Source organism: Maridesulfovibrio pacificus (SeqCode), assembly GCF_048612815.1.
GTDB lineage: Bacteria > Desulfobacterota > Desulfovibrionia > Desulfovibrionales > Desulfovibrionaceae > Maridesulfovibrio > Maridesulfovibrio pacificus.
The window spans coordinates 2964426-2980041 of sequence record NZ_JBLZNE010000001.1 but is presented as its reverse complement, the minus strand read 5'-3'; the positions used below and the strand labels follow the sequence as shown (position 1 = coordinate 2980041).

The following is a 15616-nucleotide window of genomic DNA, read 5'->3' as shown; positions in this document are numbered from 1 at the left end:
GTGGGATGGGTGTTAGCGACCAGATTAAAAAGGATTTTACAACATTTACCTGGGTTCTGATTGCAGTGGCAATCGTCATCAACATCGCCGTAGGTCAGCTTGTCTCTTTGCTTAAGCTGCCTATTTTTCTTGATTCCATAGGAACAGTAATGGTGGGTGTACTTGCCGGACCGTGGGCAGGCGGACTTGCCGGACTTATCACCAACCTGATCTGGGGCGTTATTTCCTCTCCCGTGGCCGCAGCTTTTGCTCCGGTAGCAATGGTTATCGGTATTGCCGCCGGTATCTGTGCCCGTATGGGTATGTTTAAAACATGGTGGACTGCCATTATCGCCGGTCTGATCATTACCGTCTTCAACTCTGTTGTTGCCGTACCCATCCGCCTGTATATGTTCGGCGGTATTACCGGAAGCGGTGCTGACTTTGCCATGGCCTATCTGCTGGCACTGGGCCGTGATCTGTTCGGTTCCGTGGTTGTGACCGTGTTCACCACTAATGTTATCGACAAGGTTGCCACAGCCGTGCTGGTTTGGGGTATTGTGAAGAGCCTTCCCGCAAGAACTGCTGCACGTTTTCCTGCGCTGGCAAAGGCATAAGGGAAAAGTTTTTGTCGACTGAAAGTACTTCTCTTTTCAATGAGGGAGAGTCCTGTATCCATTCCGTCCACCCCCTGAGTAAGCTTGCATTTGTGCTGCTCACGGGGGTGGCGGTTTATTGTGCTCCGGGCGGGCCTTGGCCGGATGCGGTGTTGCTGCTTCTAAATGTGGTACTCGCATTTGTGGCCGGAGTCGCGGGTCGGGTCTGGAGATTTGTCTGGCGTACTCTGCTGCCTATAGTCTTGTTCATGATTCCGATTCACGGTCTGCTTTATCCCGGCAACAGCAGTGTCTTGGTTTCATATCATGGTATTTCAATTTATGCCGAAAGCTTGGTGTTTGCCGCAACTATCCTGTTGCAATTGGCTACGGTTCTGAACGCTTCGTTAATATTTGTGTTCAGTACTGATCCGGCGGATTTGATCACCTCCCTGATTCAGTCCGGTTTGCCGTCATCACTGGCTTATGTCTGCGGCAGTCCTTTGCTCATGCTCCCGGCTATGCGGGCACGGGTGAAGACTATCCAAGATGCGCAAAGGGCGCGGGGACTTGATTCAGAAGGGAGTTTTCTAAACAGGGCGCGTTCTATTGCCCCATTGATTTCTCCTCTGATTCTGGGAGCTTTTGCCGAGATTGAACAACGGGCCATTGCCCTTGAATTACGTGGATTCAGCGCAAAGGGAGTGCGAACTTCCATACGGGTGGTTGTTGATTCTCCGGCGCAGCGGACTGCCAGACGTTTGATGTTACTGTTCTGCGTGTTGCTCCTGATCTATAAAACAGTGCCTTATCGCTATGTCATTTATTGAGATTAAAAATTTTACCTACAGCTACGCTTCTTCGGCTTCTCCTGTTTTGCGTAATCTAAATTTAGAAATCGGTGCAGGAGAGTTCGTAGCCTTGATCGGAGCCAATAATAGCGGAAAATCCACGCTTTGCAACGCCCTGTGCGGAGCTGTTCCTCAGCTTTATCATGGTAAATTTGAAGGCAATGTACGTGTTTGCGGCAAAGATACTTCTGATACCCCCTTGCCAGAACTGTCCGAATCCGTGGCCCTTGTCATGCAGCACCCTGAACGTCAGCTTTCCGGTATCCGCTTTACTGTTGCCGAGGAAGTTGGCTTCAGCCTTGAGAACCGGGGAGTGGATCGCGATGAGATCTTAGACTGCGTTGATGACGCCTTGGCTTTGACCGGACTTTCAAATTTTGCCGAACGTTCTCCGCATCATCTTTCCGGAGGGCAATTACAGAAAGTGGCTCTTGCTTCAGCTCTCGCCTGCGATACACCTGTTCTTGTTCTTGATGAACCGACCACCTTTCTTGATCCCTTGGCGGCGCGTCAGGTTTTTGAGATTTTGGACGGCTTATGCAGTAAGGGGAAAACCATAGTCCTCGCCGAGCAGCGTTTGGAAGGTATTGCTATTCATGCCGATCGGGTTATCGCTATGCACGAGGGTAGGGTCGTTCTGGACGGGCCGCCTGCCGAGGTCCTTGGCTCCCCGTTGCTCAAGGAAATTGGTTTGGATTGGACTCGTTTTAGCAAAGTTTCCGAACTGGCCCGTAAGCGTAAGCTTTGGGCAGAAGGGAGGGCGTTGGCAACGACCTTCGCTGAAGTTATTGATGGTCTGGAGGTTCGTTATGACAATTGAGGTAACGAATCTTTCATTCAGCTACGAGTCCGGAGTTGAAGCTCTTAAAGATATTTCATTGATCCTTAATCAGGGCGAAATCGTAGCTTTGCTGGGGCATAACGGCTCCGGTAAAAGCACACTGGTGCGTCATTTTAACGGACTTCTGCATCCATCAAGCGGCAGTGTTAAAGTTAATGGCATTTCAACAGTGGAGGAGAAAGTTTCCCGGCTGGCGGGAACGGTAGCCATGCTTTTCCAGAATCCCGATGATCAGATCTGCAAGGCAACTGTTTGGGATGAAATCACTTTCGGACCGAAAAATTTGGGGTATGAGACTAAGCGTATCCAAGAACTGGGCGAGAAATTTTTGTCTTCACTGGGGCTACAGGAACTGAAGGATTGCAATCCTCATGATCTTGGTTTCAGCGAACGTAAACGTCTGGTCATGGGTTCGGTTCTGGCAATGGATACGGCCATAGTGGTTTTTGATGAACCGACTGCCGGACTTGATCCGCGTGAAATTATGATGCTCGAGAGCGAAATTCGTAAGCTTAGGAATGCAGGGCGGACAGTAGTGATCATCAGTCACGATATGGATTTTGTGGCTGAGAATTGTTCAAGGGCCATTTGTCTTGAGAATGGAATAAAGCAGTTTGATGGTAAGGTCGCGAACCTTTTCATTAATAATGATTTGCTTGAGCGTTGCGGGCTGTTACCGCCACAGATTGTGCAGTTGAGCAACTATTATGGTTTGCAATTGGATGAAATTTCCCCGCAGGGGTTCATGGAAAAATTGCTGTCCTAAGCAGTCTTGCCAAGCCTTGCTCTCCTTGTGTAAAAAGCCCTCATGACACCTGCAATCAATATAGCTAAGAAAAAGAAAATAAAGTTTAAAGTCCACGAATATGAACATGATCCTTCTGCCGAGGCTTACGGCAAGGAAGCAGCGGAAAAGCTGGGCGTTGATCCTGAACGGGTTTTCAAGACGCTGGTAGCCGGAAGCGGGAAAGATCTTTTTGTCGCAGTAGTTCCGGTTATGAAAATGCTCGATCTGAAATCGCTGGCTAAGGCCGTGAAGGTCAAGAAAATCGCCATGGCTGATGTAAAGCTGGTTGAACGCATCACCGGATATGTGGTCGGCGGGGTAAGTCCGCTGGGCCAGAAAAAGTTATTGCCTACCGTAATTGATAAATCAGCAGAAAATTTCGAGACCATTTATGTCAGCGGCGGCAAGCGCGGCTTGGATATCGAGCTTAGGCCGCAAGATCTTGCAGGTTTACTGCGCGGTTCATTTGCCGAGATTGCAAGATAGTTTTTTACAACTAAAATAAGTTCTTACAGGCCCGTCCGGTTATATTCGGACGGGCCTGTTTTGTGGCAGGTTTTACTTCGGATAACAAATAGTTTGACAATCAAATTAAGTTGGCGATAAGTAGCTTGAAACGAGTTTAATTTGATTTTCAAACTATATGGAGTTCAAAGTGGATTTTGATTCAATCTTCCTGGTTGCCATGCAGTCCAGCCTGTTTCTCGGCCTCATTCACGGGATCAACCCTTGCGGTCATTCATGGCTGGTGCTGGCTCCTTTTGTTTACGGAGAGAAGAATGGCAAGCGGGTCTTTTCACTGACCAGCGCATTTATTCTGGGGACGACTCTCGCCTGCCTCGGTATCGGGCTTACTCTGGGGTCTATATCCTTGACCATTCCTGATTCGCTGACATACATCGTGGACATCATAACCGTGCTGATTCTGGTTCTTCTGGGGGCAATCCTGATTATCAAGCCGGAACTGCTGCATAGCCATGACCATGACCACGATCATGAACACGGGGAGCATAGCCATCATGATCACCATCAGCATGACCATGACCACCATCACCACGATCATGATCACGGCCATTCCCATCACAGTTGCGGATGTTCATGCAGTCACGGAAAAACAGCCTTAAGAAGCGTTACCTTTTGGGGACTTTTTTCCATCGGGTTTGTGAATATGATTGTGCCGTGCCCTACTGTGGCGATTATGTATAAGTACGCCCTTGATTCCGGCAGTGTCTTCAAGGGCACAGCGGTGTTCGCCAGTTATGCGGTGGGAACAGCCATTGCGCTTGCGGCAGTGATCTATGCCATTTACCGGGCGGCATCATTTGTACGCACCCTTGAGCAGGATTGGGTGGAGCCGCTGGTAATGCGAACTGCCGGGGTAATGACCATCGCTTTCGCGGTTTACAGTTACACAACTATTTAAATATATGAGGTGGATGTGCTCGACAAGCTCAACCATGCGGTGATTGAATTTTACGAAAAGCTTTCTTCATGGGAACACGATGTGGTCCGCGAAAAAGGACTGACTCTGCCCCAGATGCATACCCTTGAGGTACTCGGCATCCATAAGGCTATGCGTATGAAAGAACTGGCCCAGCGTATGGGTATTACCACCGGGACTTTGACTGTGCTGGTCGATCGCCTTGAGGATAAAGAGTTTGTCTGCCGTAAGCCGCACCAGACTGATCGCCGTTCCATCATTGTTGAACTTACCGGGACAGGGCAGGAAATGTTCGAAGAGCATGACCGCCTCCACCTACGGCTCATTGAGGAGTTGACCTCTGAATTTTCTGAAGAGGAAAAGGTGATCCTGCTCGGCTGTATTGAAAAAATGAATGGTGCTTTTTAGGAGCCGTATTTAGATTTACGAACATTTTATGAACAATTGTGGAAAACTTTTGTGCGTAATTATGAATCCCGCAATCTTTGTGATTGCGGGATTTTTTTATAATGACTGCCCGTATTTTGATTTTAATAACCGATTTTGGTTGAAAAGCATTCTCATTTTCATTAGTGCTGCTGAAATTGTTTTGAGTCGTATCAACTATATCCACTGAATGAAAATGAGAGTCGTTTTCTGTATAGAAGGGGCGGGGAATGAAATATACATTTAAATTATCGCATAAAATAGTGGCCGGGATGATGGTTTTTCTGTTTTGCGCACTGTGTCTGGGGGGTGTTTCCATTTATACTTTGCAGGAATTGACTGAGAAAATGGAAGATCGAAATAATCTTGATGAAATAATAAGTATTGGCATGGAGGCACAGTCTGAAGCTCTTGATTGGTTAACCCACCGTGAAGAGCTGTCCATGAAAGAGAAGGGTGCAGAGCCGGAAGTCCTGCAAAATTACAGAAAGATGAGCCGGAGCATGAATGAAAGACTGGATGCTGTTGCAAGCTCCGGTGTCGACGCACAGATGGTTGCATCTATCGCTGCTCTGAAAAGTTCGTTTAATAGCTTTGACCGAGGCTTTCAAAAGTTTCAGGGCCAGTTTAATGAAGGGGTGGGGCATGTAAAAAGATTGCGTGAAATCTCAGGTGAAATTCTGGGGCAGGCCATTTCTCTGCAGAAAAGCATTGCCCGTACAGCACGGAAGCAGGACAAGAATATTACTATTCTCCGCGAGCAGGTCCTTTCCCTGCATGTCGGTCAGGACTACGAGCAGCTTGCCCGTTCTCTTGCAGATTCTATGGAAGGTCTGGATGAACTCACTGCCAAACAAAAGGCTGCAGCCATCCTGCTCAATAAGCCGCTCGGTTTTCAGGAGATGGCGAAAGACTTCATTCTTTATAAAGATGCAGCAAGCGGATCAGGCTTGATCGTTGATATCGAAAAAGTAATGGGTATTGACCCTGATTCTAGCATGGGTGCTTCCTATCCTCAGTTTGCTCCTTTATTCAACAGTGGGCGCGAGGCTAGACTGTTCAAATCAATTGTATCTTCGACAGGAGAATATCTGGATATTTTTAAAGCCTACTACCACACCAGCCTTGAGATGAAGAACTCCATGCAGTCCATGGAAGATGCCAGAGAAAAACTTACGGAGTTGGAATCATCCATCCGTACGGAGCAGGCTGAAAGTTACAACCTACTTCAGCAAAAGGCGGTCTATGTGGTCTCCGTCCTTGGCGGGGTTGTGGCATTGATCGGTCTGCTGCTTATTCTGCTTAGCCGTTTGATGATTATAAAACCGTTACGCCGCATTATCGGTGAAATTTCTATGACCAGCCGAAATCTCGAAGCTGGGAAAGGTGATCTCACCCACCGCATAGAGCAAAGCGGAAACGGCGAATTGGGTGATCTTGCCGGAGCATATAACGGGCTGATGCATGTTATTGAGGAAGATAAGAAAAAAGTTGAAGAGGCAACTGCCGTTGCAGAGCGTGAGGCACAGTCTGCACATGAGGCCCTTGCAGGGTTGAGTGAAGCTCAGAAAGAAGCTGAAGATGCTCGCAGGCAGGGGGTTCTCGATGTGGTCCGCAATCTTGAGCAGATAGTCAGCGGTCTTTCAAATGCTTCTGAAGAGATCAGCACGAATGTTGAGGAGTCCAGTCAACGCGCCCGTGAGCAGCAGAGCAGTCTTTCTGAATCCACTTCCGCGCTCGACCAGATGACCCATTCTATTCAGGATGTGGCCCGCAGTTGTTCCGATGCCGTTGTCGGTGCCGGAGAGGCTATGGATACTGCCACTAAAGGTGCGGCAATGACCGGTAAGGCCATCAGTTCCATCTTCAGTGTTAAGGAACAGAGTGAGCAGCTTAAGGAAAACCTCAATGATATGAACGTACAGGTTGAGGATATCGGCCGGATTATGTCTGTGGTTAGCGATATCGCCGATCAGACCAATCTGTTGGCGCTGAATGCCGCTATTGAAGCTGCCCGTGCCGGGGATGCCGGTCGTGGTTTTGCCGTGGTGGCGGATGAAGTGCGCAAGCTCGCCGAGAAGACCATGGACGCGACCCGTGATGTTACTCTCGTGGTTGAGGCCATTCAGGAAAGCTCGCGCACCAATGTTCAGTCTATGGAAGAGGCCGCGCAGTCCGTGTTGGACAGCACTGAGCTTGCGGAGCAGGCAGGGGATGCGCTTGAGGAAATTGTCTCACTTGTGGGCGGAGTGACCGGACAGGTTCGAAATATCTCCGCAGCAGCGGAAGAACAGTCCGTTTCTTCCGACCAGATTAACTCATCCTCCAAGAGTATTAACCAAATGGCGCAGATGACAACGAAATCAATGGATAAAACACGTAAATCAGCTGAGGACCTTTCCGGTCTGGCTGCGGAGTTGCGGTCGCTTATCGACGGTTTACGTGAAGAGTGTCGTGCGTCTTAATTATTTAATCAAAAGAAAGCTGCTGTTGTTTTCAGGTGAAAAAATATTTCAGCCGGACAATTCTGTCCGGCTGAAATTGTGTGAAAATGAGTAGGAGATTTTGTCTCTAAATCAAGGCCTTAGATGGTTATGAACAACGAATGAACAACTGTGGAAAACTGCTGTCCCACACGAGTTAGCCCATATGGCTCTAGGGCTGAAATGGTGTTGACCAAGAAAAAGTCTAGAGAGTCTTGACCGAATTCATCAGTCTGGTAGACTGCTTCAAGTCGTCAGCACTTCAGGAATCCGTTTCTGCTTTCTGAGCATATGGAAACTGATTAGTCGGGAACCCGGTTTGAATCCGGGGCGGTTCTGCCGCTGTCAGGGAAGCATTTTGTGTGATCCTGAGCCAGCACCCCGGCCTGAAGCATGCCTGCCCGGTGCTCCCTGCAAATTCATAGGTATGAGTTTGTTCTGTGGATGTCACCCCAGAATGGCAGGTCGGTTCAAACTGACCGGAATTTTATGTTTCTGACTTTTTTTCCGGTTCCAAAAGTCCTGCAGGATGCACCTATTGGGTCCCCTGCGTCAAAATGCACACCACCATAAGACACGGTTCAGCCGTGTGCTTGCAATCTGGGGAGGTTGCTTCCTTTTCTGCGTTCTTTTTTCGGCGCAGGTGGTGATGTGTGCGGACAAATTTTACAGGTAGCTAAATGCCCAAACAAATTCTCAAACGTGACGGTTGTCTCGAATCCTGGTCCACTGAGCGAATCTCAGAAGCAATTTTTAAAGCTTTGAAAGCAAGTGGTATCAAAGATCCTCTGCTGAGTAAGCGCCTTGGCCGCAAGGTTGAGCAGAAGCTCGCTGATGTTGATGTCCCTGAACAGGAAATGGTTCAGGACATGGTTCAGCTCGTTCTTATGGAGAACCGTCTTTATTCTGTAGCCGAACGCTACATCATATATCGTGAAAAACGCCGTGAACTGCGCCGTCAGGATGAAACCTATCTCGATATCGCCGGAACCATTGAAAGTTACCTTGACCGTTCCGACTGGCGTGTAAATGAAAACTCCAACATGGGCCATTCCTTTCAGGGATTGATGCTGCACATGTCCGGAGCGGTTCAGGCTCGTTACTGCCTTGAAAAATATCCCGAGGAAATCAGGCTTGCTCACGAGCATGGCTATTTCCACATTCATGATCTTTCTTTCGGTCTTGCCGGATACTGCGCGGGTTGGTCCCTGCGTGACCTGCTGCTGGATGGCTTCGGTCTTAAGGGACGTTGCTCTTCCGGTCCGGCTCGCCATTTTGATTCCATCACCGGACAGATGGTCAACTTCCTCGGCACCCTTCAGAACGAGTGGGCCGGTGCGCAGGCTTTCAACAACGTTGATACCTACCTCGCTCCCTTTGTTCGTCATGATGGTCTGGACTATGATCGTGTGAAGCAGATGGTGCAGAAGTTGATTTTCAACCTGAACACCACCTCCCGCTGGGGCGGCCAGAGTCCGTTCACCAACTTTACCTTTGATATGGTTCCGCCAAAGCACATCGCTAATGAGCCGGTAATCATCGGTGGTGAGTTCCAGGATACCACTTACGGTGAGTACCAAGAGGAAATGGAGATGATCAACCGTGCGTTCGTTGAAGTCATGCTTGAAGGTGACTCCGATGGCCGTATCTTCTCCTTCCCCATTCCCACCTACAACGTTACCCCGGATTTCCCGTGGGAAAGTGAAGTGGGCGAGCTGCTGCTGCAGATGACCGCCAAGTACGGCGCACCTTATTTCCAGAACTTCATCAACTCCGACCTCAACCCCGAGGACGTACGCTCCATGTGCTGCCGTCTGCAAATGGACCTGCGTGAAATCCGCAAGAAAACCGGCGGCCTGTTCGGCGCTGGAGATCTTACCGGTTCCATCGGTGTTGTTACCCTGAACCTGCCCAAGCTGGCTTATCTCGCACAGGGTGAGGAAGATTTCCTCGACCTGATCACCGAGTACGCCTCTCAGGCCAAGGATTCTTTGGAGTACAAGCGCAAGCTGGTTACCGCCAACTTTGAGAACGGCATGTTCCCCTTCTCTCAGCGTTACCTGAAGAATGGTTTCAAAGGTCATTTCTCCACCATCGGCCTGATCGGTGGTAACGAAGCCTGCCACAACCTGCTGGGTAAAGGTATCGATACTCCCTCCGGTTCCCGCCTGATGCAGAGGGTTCTGCACCACCTGCGTGATCTGACTGTGCAGTTTCAGGAGGAAACTGGTAACCTCTTCAACCTTGAAGCGACTCCGGGTGAAGGGACCTGCTACCGTCTGGCCAAGATCGACAAGAATCTTTATGCCGATATCTACACTTCCGGTGGCGACACCCCGTACTACACCAACTCCACACTGCTGCCCGTAGGCGCTACCGAGGACGTTGTGTACGCTCTTGAGCACCAGAACGATCTGCAGACTCTTTACAACGGGGGAACAGTGTTCCATTCCTTCCTCGGTGAAGCTGTGCCGGATACCACCGCACTGAAAAACTTCATCATCAAGGCTATGACCAACACCAAGATTCCTTATATCTCGGTGACTCCGACCTTCTCTGTTTGTGAAGATCACGGCTATCTTTACGGTGAGCACTTCGAATGCCCTGAGTGCGGTAAAGATGCCGAGGTTTATACTCGCATCGTCGGTTACTACCGCCCGGTTAACCGCTGGAACAAGGGTAAGCAGGAAGAATATCGCGACAGAACTGAGTACAGCTACAGTTCATGCTCTTGTGGCTAGTTTAGCTCCGGTACACAGACTGATAATTTTAAAGTCCGGGAAAGTGATTTTCCGGACTTTTTTCTTATGAGCCTTTATATTGTTTTATAATTGCTTGCGTTGAAAGTTGTCAGAATGTAATTTGTGTACTGACCTGAACCATTAACCACTTATACGTTATGATATTATCAGCCAGCCAGTTACGCGCTCTGCGCCAGAGAAATGATGAGGAGCTTCGCAAAGGTAGTTATGCCAAGCACGGCTATCCAGCGAACACAATTCAGGACCTTTTGCATACCATTGAGGCTCTGAAGAGTGAAAAAAAGAAGTGGAAGAAAGTAGCGCAGGAACGTGGTGAACTTCTCAATAAGATGAACGGATTGTTGGAAGATTATAATAAATCAAAATAAAGACGCCTTATACTTTAAAGGCCCCGGAATGTTTGTGCAGTTCGGGGTCTTTTTTTTGATAATATTAATTGTATTTCAGATATTTTTGGCAGTAAGTGCTTACGTGTTTGACTTAATTTTCTTTAAGTGTATGGGGGTTATTTGCAAATTAAAATGCCTTGGAGAGAAATTATGATTAAGTTGAATAGTATAAATAGCAGAATTGCTGTGTTGATATCTATTGTTGTATTTGTAGCTATTGTATCTCTGGTTCTGGTGGTTAATACAATGACCAGATCTGCGGTTTACAATATACAAAAGCAGAATATGGAAGTCCTTAATAATGAGCTCGGGCAGCAGATTGAAACCTTTGCATCCGGAGTAATTGTCAACTTGAAAACTCTTTCCAAAAATAAGGAATACTACCGTGCTTTTGTAGACTCATACGCTTTGAGCAGCGCCAGCAAATCTCTTAAAGAGGCCTTGGAGCAGCATGAAGGGGCCAATGCCATCGGTGTAATCGATCGTAATGGAAAGGTGGTCTACGGGTGGACCAAATCCGGGCAGAACCTTAAGGGTATGGATCTTAAAAACCGTCCCTATCTTCAGGAAATACTTGGCGGTAAGGAATATTCTGTTTCGGATTTATTTAAATATGATGGGGTGAAAGGCTATAATCTCGCATTTGCAGCCCCTATTAAAGACATGACCGGAAGAGCGTTCGGTGGTGTCTTTTTAGTATATAACTGGGAAGAATACGTTGATAAATTGATCGGTGATATCAGCATAGGAAAGCAGGGGTATGCTTTCATGCTGGATCGCGAAGGTCATTTCATCGCTCATAAAGATCTAAGTCTTATTATGGACGATGTTTCCTCCTACGACTTTGTACGAAAGAGTTTGTCTGCTGAGAAAGGTTTTTTCTCTTACTCGTGGGAAGGGGAACATAAAGTACTTTCCTTTAGCAGGGTCCCTATTACCGACTGGGTTGTCTGCCTGTCTGCTTATGAATCCGATCTGACGGAGGCTGCCACGCAGCAGCGTAATATTCTTTTCGGGCTGGGGCTGCTGTTGATTGTTATACTTGTCGGGCTGATCGTTTTTGTTATCCGCATGCAGGTGACCAAGCCCATGAAAAGTATCAGGGATTTTACCGGAGAGATAGCTGCAGGCAATCTGAAAGCAGAGTTGAAAGGGAAATTTGTTTGTGAGCTCAAGGACCTTTCCACCAATATTGAGCACATGGTTGATGAATTAAAACATAAGCTCGGTTTTTCTGAAGGAGTTCTTAATGGTCTTGTCCTTCCGTGCTGCATTGTCGGTCCGGACGGCAAGATAGCCTGGATTAACTCTCAGATCTGCGAACTGATTGAAAGCAGGGTTAGAGTTGAAGATGCTGTTGGCATGATAGCGGGTGAGTTCTTTTTTGGTGACAGGAGCCGGAAAACTCTTTCGCAGCAGGCAATAGCCGAAGAATGCCAGATTCAGCAGGAAACAGAATACACTACTTTTTCCGGTACTAATAAGAATATCATGGTCTCGACCACCCCGTTTTACGACATGGACGGACAGATGCTTGGTTCCGTGGCTGTCTGGTTTGATATGACGGAGATTCGCACTCAACAGCGAATGATTGAGGAAAACAATATAATGATCTCTGAAGCGGCTGCCAGTGCCACTGAGGTTTCCAATCAGGTTTCCAGTTTCTCAGAAGCTCTAGCTGCTCAGGTGGAACAGTCCAGCCGTGGTGCCGAAGAGCAGTCGGTAATGGCGAGTGAAGCTGCCACTGCCATGGATGAAATGAACTCCACTGTTCTGGAAGTTGCGCGTAATGCTTCCTCCGCAGCAGACCTTGCGCTTGAGTCTCAGAAAAAAGCCGGTGAAGGCGAACGGATGGTTGCCAATGCTGTATCGACTATCACTGAGGTGCGTACACAGTCAGAACAATTGCAGGAAGATATGGCCGATCTTGGTAAGCAGGCCGAGGGCATCGGTAACATCATGGGTGTTATCAGCGATATTGCCGATCAGACCAACCTGCTGGCTTTAAACGCTGCCATTGAAGCAGCCCGGGCCGGTGATGCCGGGCGCGGTTTTGCCGTAGTTGCTGATGAAGTTCGCAAGCTTGCAGAGAAAACCATGACAGCGACTCTTGAGGTGGGGGAATATATCTCCAACATCCAAGCCAGTGCCCGCAAAAACATTGAAAATACGGAAAAATCAACTGAAGCCATCATGGATGTTACCGACCTGATCAACCAGTCCGGTGAAGTTTTGAAGGATATTGTGAATAAGGTTTCCGAGACCAATGATCAGGTTCGCTCCATTGCAACAGCATCGGAAGAGCAGTCCGCAGCCAGTGAACAGATCAGCCGTTCAACCGGAGAGATTAATTCTATTGCGGGTGAAACTGCGCAGGCCATGAATGAGTCAGCTGAAGCGGTCAGCCGGATGTCCGGTTTGGCCAGGGAATTGGATGCTATTATCGGGCGTATGCAGAATTGATATTATAAATACTATTACGACTGTAAAATTCGTTAACCCCCATGCTGTAAATCAGTGTGGGGGTTTTTTTTGAGACAAAAATGTTCAGCAAGAGAACTTAAGAGCAATTATAAATTTTTGTAACATAGATGAAAATAATATGATTTTAATATGAGACTATTAATGATCATTAATAGCGTGTGGTGATAGAGAATACAAAGGAGTTTAATAATGAAGTTTAAGAGTCTTAATAGCGCTCTTGCAGTCCTGATTACTGTGATAGTTTCAATTTCGGTTATATCGTTAGTGGTAGTAGTCAGCTCCATGACCAATTCAGCCGTTCTGGAAATTCAAGAACAGAATATGGAAGTTCTTAACAATAAAATTGTTAACGAAGTTGAGCAGTTCTTGGAGCTTTCAAAAAGTGATCTTGCTGACTATTCCAGCAATGTTGAGCTGCAGGATGCCTTTACAGATGTTAGTGCCCGTGAAGAAATAATTAATCATCTTAGACAGAAGATAGCGAACAACAGCAAGCTTGCCTCTCTCGGGGCTTTTGGTCTCGATGGGAAGATTCTTTTTGGTATCAAAGAGAACGGTCAGTCCGCTGCCGGAGCTGATTTGCGCTCCCGAAAATATGTGCAGGAAGTCTTGAACGGTAAACCCTTCGCTATTTCCGAAATTTTGAAGTCCAAGCTGGATGACCGCTTCATTGTAGTCATGGCCGTTCCTGTCCGTGACAGGCAAGGGCAGCTTCTGGGTGGTTTTTTCTCCTCAGTGGACTGGCAGGAATATGCGCAAGGTATGATCGGTGACATTTCCATCGGTGAAGATGGTTACGCATATATACTGGACGGCAAAGGACGAATGATTGCGCACAAGGTTAATCAGGATCTCCTTCTTAGAGATTTTACCAGCCATCAGTTTGTAAAGGACAGTCTTGCCGCACCGAAGGGCAAAACCAAATACGAATGGGAAGGCCGTGATAAGGTTCAGATGTTCCAAGTTGTGCCTTCCACTGGCTGGGTGGTCTGTATGTCCGCTTATGTTTCCGATTTGAGTCGTGCCGCTATTGAGGAACGGAACATCCTTATCGTCATGGGTTCTGTGATGGTTCTGCTTCTCGTTGGTGTGATTGTTTTTACTATTCGCAGACTGGTTACCGGACCAATGGCTATTATTCGCGATTTTACCAGCGAAATTGCCCACGGCAACTTCAAGGCTGAATTGACCGGCAAATATGTCTGCGAGCTCAAGGATCTTTCTGAGAATATTGACCACATGGTCGGAGAATTGAAAAACAAGCTCGGATTCTCGGAAGGGGTACTCAATGGTATTTCCATTCCCTGCGTTGTGGCTGATGCTGACGAAAAAGCACTTTTCCTGAATCAGGATATGCTCGATCTGGTAGGCAAGAGCGGCAAACCTCAGGATTATCTGGGCCGTACTGTCGGAGATATTGTGTATAGCGAAGCCAGCAGAGCTACCACTGCCGGTCAGGTTATAGCTGATAATGCTGCTCGCCGAAATATTGAAGCGGAACTGCCTGTGGAGGGTGGTGGAACAAGTAATGTGCTTGTGAACGCCTCCCCTCTTTTTGATTTGGATGGGCAGATGCTTGGTGCTTTTATCATGATTACCGATATGACCGAGATTAAGCAGCAGCAGAAACGCATTGAAGAGAACAATATCATGATTTCAGAGGCTGCGGCCAATGCGACCGAAGTCTCCAATCAGGTCTCCAGTTTTTCCGAAGCCTTGGCTGCACAGGTTGAACAATCCAGTCGCGGAGCTGAGGAACAGTCGGTCATGGCCAGCGAAGCCGCAACTGCTATGGATGAAATGAACTCTACTGTTTTCGAAGTTGCGCGCAATGCTTCGACTGCCGCAGAGCTGGCTGATGTTTCTCAGAAGAAAGCCGGTGAAGGTGAGCAGAAAGTTGTGCAGGCTGTTGAGACCATCGCTCTGGTTCGCGCTCAGTCCGATCAAATGCAAAAGGATATGGCTGACCTTGGACAGCAGGCAGACGGTATCGGTAATATCATGGGTGTGATTAGTGATATTGCTGACCAGACCAACCTGTTGGCGCTTAACGCCGCTATTGAGGCTGCCCGTGCCGGGGATGCCGGCCGCGGTTTTGCCGTGGTTGCCGATGAGGTCCGCAAGCTTGCTGAGAGCACTATGAATGCCACCAGCGAGGTAGGTGAATATATAGGCCGTATTCAGGAAAGTGCTAAAACCAATATTGCCAATACCGAAAAGTCTACCCAGGCAATTGGCGAAGTTACTGAACTGGTTAATCAGTCCGGTGATATTCTTAAGGAAATTGTTGAGAAGGTTTCCGAGACTGCCGATCAGGTTCGTTCCATTGCAACTGCTTCAGAAGAACAGTCCGCAGCGAGTGAGCAGATCAGCCGTTCTACCGGACAGATCAACACTATCGCCGGAGAAACTGCACAGGCTATGAATGAATCAGCTGAAGCTGTCAGCCGTATGTCTGAGCTGGCAAGGGAGCTGGATGGAATTATTGCCCGCATGCAGCAGTAAGCAGTACACAATTTAAGAAACAAAAAAGCCCTTGCCGATCGATCGGCAGGGGCTTTAATTTTGTTCTGTGTA

Annotated in this window: 12 protein-coding genes and 1 riboswitch; all 12 genes read left to right on the top strand. The window is 47.9% G+C overall.

Annotation, left to right across the window (positions count from 1 at the left end; translation table 11 throughout):
- Positions 1–5 precede the first annotated feature (5 nt).
- The 12 genes from ACNI23_RS13820 (at position 6) to ACNI23_RS13765 (ending at position 15544) form a co-directional block, all read left to right on the top strand.
- On the top strand, positions 6–596 hold the full coding sequence (locus tag ACNI23_RS13820) for an ECF transporter S component (protein WP_420249504.1): 591 nt from the start codon (positions 6–8) through the stop codon (positions 594–596).
- Positions 597–607: 11 nt separating this feature from the next.
- Positions 608–1405: an energy-coupling factor transporter transmembrane component T family protein gene (locus ACNI23_RS13815; protein ID WP_420249502.1), complete on the top strand. Its 798-nt coding sequence runs from the start codon at positions 608–610 to the stop codon at positions 1403–1405.
- Positions 1392–2246 (top strand): energy-coupling factor ABC transporter ATP-binding protein, encoded by an 855-nt coding sequence (locus ACNI23_RS13810; protein ID WP_420249500.1) that lies wholly within the window; start codon positions 1392–1394, stop codon positions 2244–2246. Before ACNI23_RS13815 ends, ACNI23_RS13810 begins: the two co-directional genes overlap by 14 nt.
- The gene (locus tag ACNI23_RS13805) at positions 2236–3033 is read left to right on the top strand and encodes an energy-coupling factor ABC transporter ATP-binding protein (RefSeq protein ID WP_420249498.1); all 798 of its coding nucleotides are present in this window, start codon (positions 2236–2238) and stop codon (positions 3031–3033) included. Before ACNI23_RS13810 ends, ACNI23_RS13805 begins: the two co-directional genes overlap by 11 nt.
- Before the next feature lie 42 nt (positions 3034–3075).
- A complete protein-coding gene (gene ybaK / locus ACNI23_RS13800) occupies positions 3076–3540 on the top strand; it encodes a Cys-tRNA(Pro) deacylase (protein ID WP_420249496.1) in 465 nt (154 codons plus the stop codon).
- Positions 3541–3709: 169 nt separating this feature from the next.
- Positions 3710–4477 (top strand): urease accessory protein UreH domain-containing protein, encoded by a 768-nt coding sequence (locus tag ACNI23_RS13795; RefSeq protein ID WP_420249494.1) that lies wholly within the window; start codon positions 3710–3712, stop codon positions 4475–4477.
- A gap of 15 nt (positions 4478–4492) precedes the next feature.
- Positions 4493–4903 (top strand): MarR family winged helix-turn-helix transcriptional regulator, encoded by a 411-nt coding sequence (locus tag ACNI23_RS13790; protein WP_420249492.1) that lies wholly within the window; start codon positions 4493–4495, stop codon positions 4901–4903.
- 248 nt (positions 4904–5151) lie between these two features.
- Positions 5152–7386, top strand: a complete 2235-nt coding sequence (locus ACNI23_RS13785) for a methyl-accepting chemotaxis protein (RefSeq protein ID WP_420249490.1) — start codon at positions 5152–5154, stop codon at positions 7384–7386.
- A gap of 267 nt (positions 7387–7653) precedes the next feature.
- A riboswitch (cobalamin riboswitch) is annotated at positions 7654–7808 on the top strand.
- A 276-nt stretch (positions 7809–8084) separates the two neighbouring features.
- The gene (locus tag ACNI23_RS13780; RefSeq protein ID WP_420249488.1) at positions 8085–10145 is read left to right on the top strand and encodes a ribonucleoside triphosphate reductase; all 2061 of its coding nucleotides are present in this window, start codon (positions 8085–8087) and stop codon (positions 10143–10145) included.
- Between the two features lie 158 nt (positions 10146–10303).
- Positions 10304–10534: a hypothetical protein gene (locus ACNI23_RS13775; RefSeq protein WP_015853375.1), complete on the top strand. Its 231-nt coding sequence runs from the start codon at positions 10304–10306 to the stop codon at positions 10532–10534.
- A 171-nt stretch (positions 10535–10705) separates the two neighbouring features.
- The gene (locus tag ACNI23_RS13770) at positions 10706–13018 is read left to right on the top strand and encodes a methyl-accepting chemotaxis protein (protein ID WP_420249486.1); all 2313 of its coding nucleotides are present in this window, start codon (positions 10706–10708) and stop codon (positions 13016–13018) included.
- 210 nt (positions 13019–13228) lie between these two features.
- Positions 13229–15544, top strand: coding sequence for a methyl-accepting chemotaxis protein (locus tag ACNI23_RS13765; RefSeq protein ID WP_420249485.1), 2316 nt, complete (start codon positions 13229–13231; stop codon positions 15542–15544).
- Positions 15545–15616: the final 72 nt, after the last annotated feature.